Origin of the sequence: Carnobacterium sp. (assembly GCF_032094055.1) — a bacterium.
In the GTDB taxonomy this organism is placed as follows: domain Bacteria; phylum Bacillota; class Bacilli; order Lactobacillales; family Carnobacteriaceae; genus Carnobacterium_A.
On sequence record NZ_DAMDAK010000112.1, the window covers coordinates 1 to 6,663 of the forward strand.

Annotated in this window: 6 protein-coding genes; 1 reads left to right on the forward strand and 5 read right to left on the reverse strand. The window is 37.0% G+C overall.

What is annotated here, in order from left to right; translation table 11 throughout:
* From RT405_RS12540 to RT405_RS12550, 3 genes are all read right to left on the reverse strand, one after another.
* A partial coding sequence (locus RT405_RS12540) for a YbaK/EbsC family protein (RefSeq protein WP_313470126.1) occupies nt 1–317 on the reverse strand: 317 nt, incomplete at its 3' end.
* A gap of 40 nt (nt 318–357) precedes the next feature.
* Nucleotides 358–1,503 (reverse strand): class I SAM-dependent rRNA methyltransferase, encoded by a 1,146-nt coding sequence (locus RT405_RS12545; RefSeq protein WP_313470130.1) that lies wholly within the window; start codon nt 1,501–1,503, stop codon nt 358–360.
* Nucleotides 1,504–1,573: 70 nt separating this feature from the next.
* Nucleotides 1,574–2,221, reverse strand: a complete 648-nt coding sequence (locus tag RT405_RS12550; RefSeq protein WP_313470127.1) for a VanZ family protein — start codon at nt 2,219–2,221, stop codon at nt 1,574–1,576.
* Between the two features lie 309 nt (nt 2,222–2,530).
* Here RT405_RS12550 and RT405_RS12555 point away from each other — a divergent pair, with 309 nt between their 5' ends.
* The gene (locus RT405_RS12555; protein ID WP_313470128.1) at nt 2,531–4,696 is read left to right on the forward strand and encodes an LTA synthase family protein; all 2,166 of its coding nucleotides are present in this window, start codon (nt 2,531–2,533) and stop codon (nt 4,694–4,696) included.
* Here the strand turns inward: RT405_RS12555 and RT405_RS12560 are convergent.
* The gene (locus RT405_RS12560) at nt 4,653–6,071 is read right to left on the reverse strand and encodes a HAMP domain-containing sensor histidine kinase (protein ID WP_313470131.1); all 1,419 of its coding nucleotides are present in this window, start codon (nt 6,069–6,071) and stop codon (nt 4,653–4,655) included. The two genes, RT405_RS12555 and RT405_RS12560, sit on opposite strands and share 44 nt — an antisense overlap.
* Before the next feature lie 6 nt (nt 6,072–6,077).
* Nucleotides 6,078–6,663: response regulator transcription factor (locus tag RT405_RS12565; protein WP_313470129.1), on the reverse strand; the 586-nt coding region annotated here is incomplete at its 5' end.

Sequence of the window (6,663 nt, forward strand, 5' to 3'; positions counted from 1 at the left end):
CCGCCTCGGATATACCCTGTTGTCTTTTCTAATTCCGTTAATTTCAACAGTTCAACTCGTTTATTTCCGCTGACTTTCGCCAAGGCTTTTAAATTGATCTCACTGGCTCCCGGAATACAAGCAACGATTGCCCCCGTTTTGTCCCCGACCGTTACAATCGTTTTAAAAATCCACTCGCTGGGAACTTTTACTCCTTCAACTACTGCACTTGCGTCTAAATGATCTTCACTCCAAGGGTACTCATGAAGTTGATAAGGTATGTCCGCTTTATCCAGCAGACGAATAGCATTCGTTTTTTGCTGCTTTGTTTTTTTCATTTATTTCTAACCTTCTTTGACTCTTTCATTTGAGAACTATTTATTTTTTACGTATCACATATACTTTCAAATAATCTCCTTGAGAAAATGCAGGGTTGATTTTGAAATCATCTGGCAAGGTATATTTTTCTTCTATTGTATAAGCAGTTTGTTGATTGTTAAAAGCTTCTTCAATAAATCCCTCGAACTTTTTAGTGGTAACATTCGCTGCGTTCGTTGAAGCAATAATGATTCCGTTGGGTGCAGTCAATTGGATTATATCTTCCAGTAACAGACTATAATCTTTAGCCGCACTGAATGTCCGTTTTTTTGAACGAGCAAAACTTGGCGGATCAACCACTACTACATCAAACAATAAATGATGGCGAAGAGCGTATTTAAAGTAATCAAAAACGTCCATTACCCGAATAATCTGGTTAGCTGGATCAAGCCCATTCAACTCAAATTGTTCGATGGTTTTGGGTAAACTGCGTTTGGCTAAATCTACGCTGGTGGTTTCAGTTGCACCACCCATTGCTGCAGCAACTGAAAAAGCCCCCGTATAACTAAATGTGTTTAATATTGATTTACCCATTGCGTAATTTTCCAACAAACTTTGACGAACGTCTCGTTGATCTAAGAAAATGCCTGTCATCAGCCCATCATTTAAATAAGTGGCATACTTGATTCCATTTTCTTTGATTATCAAAGGCTCAGGTGCCGGGTTTCCGGCAATCAGATCTGTTGCTGGTTTCATCTTGGTTTCAAAACGTAACTTCTCATAAATTCCTTGGTATTCTGGTACAACAGCTTCGAAAGCCGCTAAGATTTTATCCCGGTGCTTATAAATAACATAGTAATCCTCATAAAAATCAATCGTAATCCCGCCTAATCCATCGCCTTCTCCATTGAAAATACGATAAGCGGTCGTTTGTTCATTTAACTTGAAAATTGACCGGTGATCGATGGCTTCTTGAAAGAGGTTTTCAAAAAAAGATTGATCAATTTCTACAGATGGCTGTGTAGTTAATATCCAACCATCGCCTTTATTTTGTTTCGCCAAGTAAGCAACCGCCACAAATTTTCTTTGTTCATCTATGCATTCTATCAGCGTGCCTTCTGCTACTTTTGGTTCTTTAACAAAATCTTCCAATACCAATAAAGGGTACCCGTTACGAGCACGTTCTGTTGCCCGTCTTTTTAACATATATTTTTCCACAATTGTTGAACTCCTTTTAAATCTGTTTTTTTTAAATAAAACGTTTAGGTTATAATTCCTACCCGCTTTTTCTTTCTTTTTCAGCTCTTATTTTACAGTAGATCCAGTGGCTGACTATATAAAGCAGCAATCCTACTAGTGTTCCGGTCGTATTAAAAATCAAATCATCTATATCAGCGATCCCTGTTTGAAATAAAAATTGCATGGTTTCAATTGAAAAAGACACACTAAAACCAATCAATAAAGTTTTAAAGAAAAAGGGCTTTTTTTTCATTAAATAAGCCGTACCAAACCCCATCGGGACAAACCAAAGGATGTTTCCATACAAATTATAATAATAGTCAAACAACGTCACTCCTTCTGTCAGTTTAAAGGTATGAACAAAAGGCGTCAAATTAATTTGATCTAGAGAACGAATAGATAGTTCTACGTTCCCTATCCTGTTCTCTTCTCGAAAGACTGTTAAATGTACCAATAAAATTACATAAAAAATAAAGGTACTTAAAATAACTTCTCGCCGGATGTTAAAAGTCACTTTCTTCCTTTTGACAAAAGTAAGATAAAGACTACGCCCCACTATCCAAAAGATAAAATAAAATAATGCTTGATCCAGACTATAAAAGATGAGCTCGATTAATGGAAAATGATTGATTGAATCTCCGAACATATTCTCTGTTAAGTCAAATAAACTTTGTAAAAAATACATTGTGAGGCAAAACCTCCCTTTATCTGATGTTCCTTATTATAACTTACTCTACGTCTTTTTTTGATTAAAATGAACAAAAACTTTACTTAAATTTAACCTTCTGTTAGAGCAGCCTACTCTAGCCGCCTTTTTCTTACGTTTGACTGGTATCATTCAGGTGATAAAATTGACTAACTTGTAAATTAGCTGTAAAATATAGAGTGATATCTTTTGAAGAAATCCAACTATTCAAAAAAACATGAAATTTTTTCAATTTAAATAAAAGAACATCTATCCTGTTCTTCGTATTTTTAAGGAGGATTTAAATCAGTGACTAAACTAAAAAATATACTCAATACACGGCTCGGTTTCTTTTCTTTAGCAGTCGTTTTGTTTTGGGCAAAAACTTATCTCAGCTACACGAGGGAATTTTCACTCGGTGTTACCGGAGCAATGCAGCAATTTATCTTGTTCTTCAACCCGGTTGCTAGTACAGTTTTGTTCTTTTCCATCGCACTTTATTTTAAAAAGAGCAAGAAGGCTTACACCGCGCTATTTGTCATTTACTTTTTATTAAGTACTTTGCTATTCGCCAATATTCTCTATTACCGGGAATTCTCTGATTTCCTTGCCGTAACGACCATGCTGGGAGCAGGAAACGTAGCTGGCGGATTAGGTGCTAGTACAACAGCGTTATTGACAGCCAGCGACATTTTTTATTGGATCGATTTTGTTTTCTTATTAGGTCTGGTCTTGACCAAAAAAATCAAAATTGACATGCGTCCGTATAAAAAACGTTCTGCTATCGCAATCACTACCTTAGCTGTTACCTTATTTGCAGGTAATCTTGCATTATCGGAAAGCAACCGTCCACAACTATTAGCTCGTACATTTGACCGGAATTACATTGTAAAATACTTAGGGATTAACTTTTTTACAATGTATGACGGCTACCAAACTGCTCAATCGAATCAAAATAAAGCAAACGCTGATGAATCTGATATGGAAGCCGTTCTTTCTTACCTAGATGATCATTACGCTGCACCAAATCCAGATATGTTTGGGATTGCTGAAAACCGCAATGTTATTTACTTGCATTTAGAAAGTTTCCAACAATTTCTGATCGATTACGAATTAGAAGATGAAAATGGTGAATTACACGAAGTTACTCCTTTCTTAAATAGTATTTACCATGATCAACAAACGCAAAGTTTTTCTAACTTGTTCCATCAAGTAGGACAAGGAAAAACTTCGGATTCTGAAATGTTGTTAGAAAACTCGTTATTCGGTTTACCGCAAGGCGGTGCATTTACCCAAGTCGGCGGCAGCAATACTTTTGAATCTGCTTATCAAATTTTAGGTTCAGAAAAAGGCTATACTAGCGCGGTCATGCATGGGAATGTAGGTTCATTCTGGAACCGGAACAACACATATAAGCAAATGGGCGTGGATTACTTCTTCGATGCCAGTTATTATGACATGTCCGAAGGCAATACGTTGGAATATGGATTAAAAGATAAATTATTCTTCAAAGAATCTGTTCAATACTTGGAACAACTGCCTCAACCTTTTTATACTAAAATGATCTCTGTTTCTAATCACTTCCCATATCCTTTGGATGAAGCAAACGTTGACTTCAAGCCTGCTCAAACAGCAGACGATACGATCAACAATTACTTTGTAACGGCTCATTATTTGGATCAAGCAGTTGAAGAATTTTTCAATTATTTGAAAGATTCTGGTCTGTATGAGAATTCTGTTATCGTCTTATACGGAGACCACTATGGTATTTCAAATTCAAGAAATAAAACATTAGCACCTTTACTAGGTGAAGATCCTGAAACATGGGATGGCTACAATAACGATATGATGCAACGGATCCCGTTAATGTATCACATTCCTGGAACGACTAATGGAAAGATCAATGAACAATTCGGTGGACAAGTAGACATGCTGCCTACACTGATGCACTTACTAGGTGTGGAGACAAAAGACAATGTTATGTTGGGAACGGATTTATTTTCAGCAGATCATGATCAAACCGTCGCTTTCCGTAATGGTGATGTTGTTACACCTAAATACACCATTAACGGCTCCAACATTTATGATACAGCTACCGGAGAATTGATTGAAGAACCATCAGAAGAAGTTATCGCTGAAAAAGAAAAGCTGAAAGAAGCTGTGGCTACACAATTGAGCTTATCTGACAGTATTTTGAACAGTGATTTATTACGTTTCTATACTCCTGAAGGATTAAAGGAAATTGATCCCGCTTCTTATGATTACCAGAATCAAATTGAACGATTAAAAGCGGTCAACGCAGAACTGGGCGATAAATCAACGAGTTTATATCATCTAAACGGTGGTCGCTCAACAGCTGATTTATATAAAACTAATGCTCCTGATGTACCCGGCCTAAGAGGTCAGTACATCGGATTTTTTGTTTGCTGTTTTAGTTTGTTGAATGGCCTTCTTCAAAAGGAAAAACCAATGTAAATGTTGTTCCTTTTCCAGGTATGCTCTCAACCGTGATCGTTGCTTCATGTAAATTCATCAATTGTTGGACAATAGCTAGTCCTAACCCCGACTCACCATATAATGTATTTTTTCTAGAGACATCGGCTTTATAGTAACGTTCCCAAATGTTCTCCACTTCTTTTGCTTCCATTCCTATTCCAGAATCTTCAATAGTAATGATGCTTTCATGTGGTTTCATTTGACCTGTAAGCTTAATTTCCCCATCTTGCGTGAATTGAATCGCATTTTGAATAAGGTTGACCATAATTTGAACAAAACGGTCATAATCGGCATAAATCTGCATATCCAGAGGACAGTCCACGATCAGATGATCATTAGCTGTTTGGGCCTTGCTCGAAAGCTGTTCAACAATCATTTCCAAAGCTTCATGCGCATTAAAGCTTTGTTTACGTAAAATGATTTGATTGGAACGGATTTTTTCATAATCTAAATTTTCATTTACTAAACGGATCAATCGGCGCGTTTCATTGTGCATCAATTCAATACTCCGTTGTTTTTGATGTTCTGGTATCATGTCGTGTTCCAAACCTTCCAACAGTCCGTTAATAGTAGTCAAAGGCGTCCGCATCTCATGGGCAGCATCAGCCATAAATTGCCTACGCCGGTTTTCTTGGCGTTCAATTTCTTCTTGGGAACTCTTCAAAGAATTTACCATACTATTAAAGTCACCAGCTAAATCATCAAATTCATCTCTACCATGATTTTCCAATTGAATATCAAACCCGCCGCCAGCAACCGTATGAGTAGCCCGTCTTAATCGATTAATACGGTTCACTTGGTATTTAGCAAAAATCAGGCTGATGATAAACGCACCTAGAGAAGAAAACAAGAACGCACTAAAGAGATTGTTTCGCAAAGCCATCAAAGTAGCTTCAATCCCGCTGATAGGTGAACTAACAGCCACGAATCCTGAAAAGACTCCGTTATCCTGTGTAAAAAAAGGTAAATACACAATTGCCATTTGTTGGTCATTTCCATAAAAGTCTTTTTGTCGCACTGTTAAAGAAAGTCGTTTACCTGCTGCTAACTTTTTCAGGTCTTGTTCTGAAAGACCGCTTGAATAGGCCTTATCCGTCTTAGGATAAATCATTAAGTCCTCATTGCTGAATACACTGACTGTCACTCCTTGGTTGCTCAACACTAGTTGTCCATTATCGAGCTGGTCTTGTTGTAAGCCGCCTGAAATCAACGCCTCAGCATAGCCGTATAATTGCTTCTCCGTATTTCCATAGGTTGTATTTCGAGCAAACTGCAAAAAAGAAAAACCCATAATAACCAGCAGCGTTAAGATCACAGCAAAAAAAGCTAACATTTGTTGATAAAAATATTTCAACTTCATTTACTCTACCTCAGTATCGTCAAATTTATATCCTACTCCCCAAACAGTTTGAATGACTTGAGGACCGTTTTTATCGATTTTCTGTCTTAATTTTTTTATATGTGCATCTACTGTACGCTCATCTCCAAAATACTCGTAATCCCAAATCATGGTCAATAATTGTTCTCTTGAAAAAACTTGTTTAGGATTCTTGGCAAGTGTATACAATAATTCAAACTCTTTAGGGGTCAATCCCTCAATTTCCTGATCATACAAAAAAGCTTCTCGTGTCTTTTTATCTATTTTTAAATGCTTGGTTTCAATTTCATATGGTCTTTCTAGTTCATCATTATTTTCTCGGCTTAAATTTGCACGTCTCGTTAAAGCTTTGATTCGAGCAATCAAGGTTAACGGACTGAATGGTTTGGTGACATAATCATCCGCCCCCATTTCCAATCCGATCACTTGGTCGCTTTCGGAATCTTTAGCAGTCAACATAATAATAGGAATCGTTTTTGAAACGTTGCGTATTTCGCGGCAAATTTGCATGCCATCCATACTGGGTAAATTCAAATCAAGAATAACGAGATCCCAACTTTCACTATCT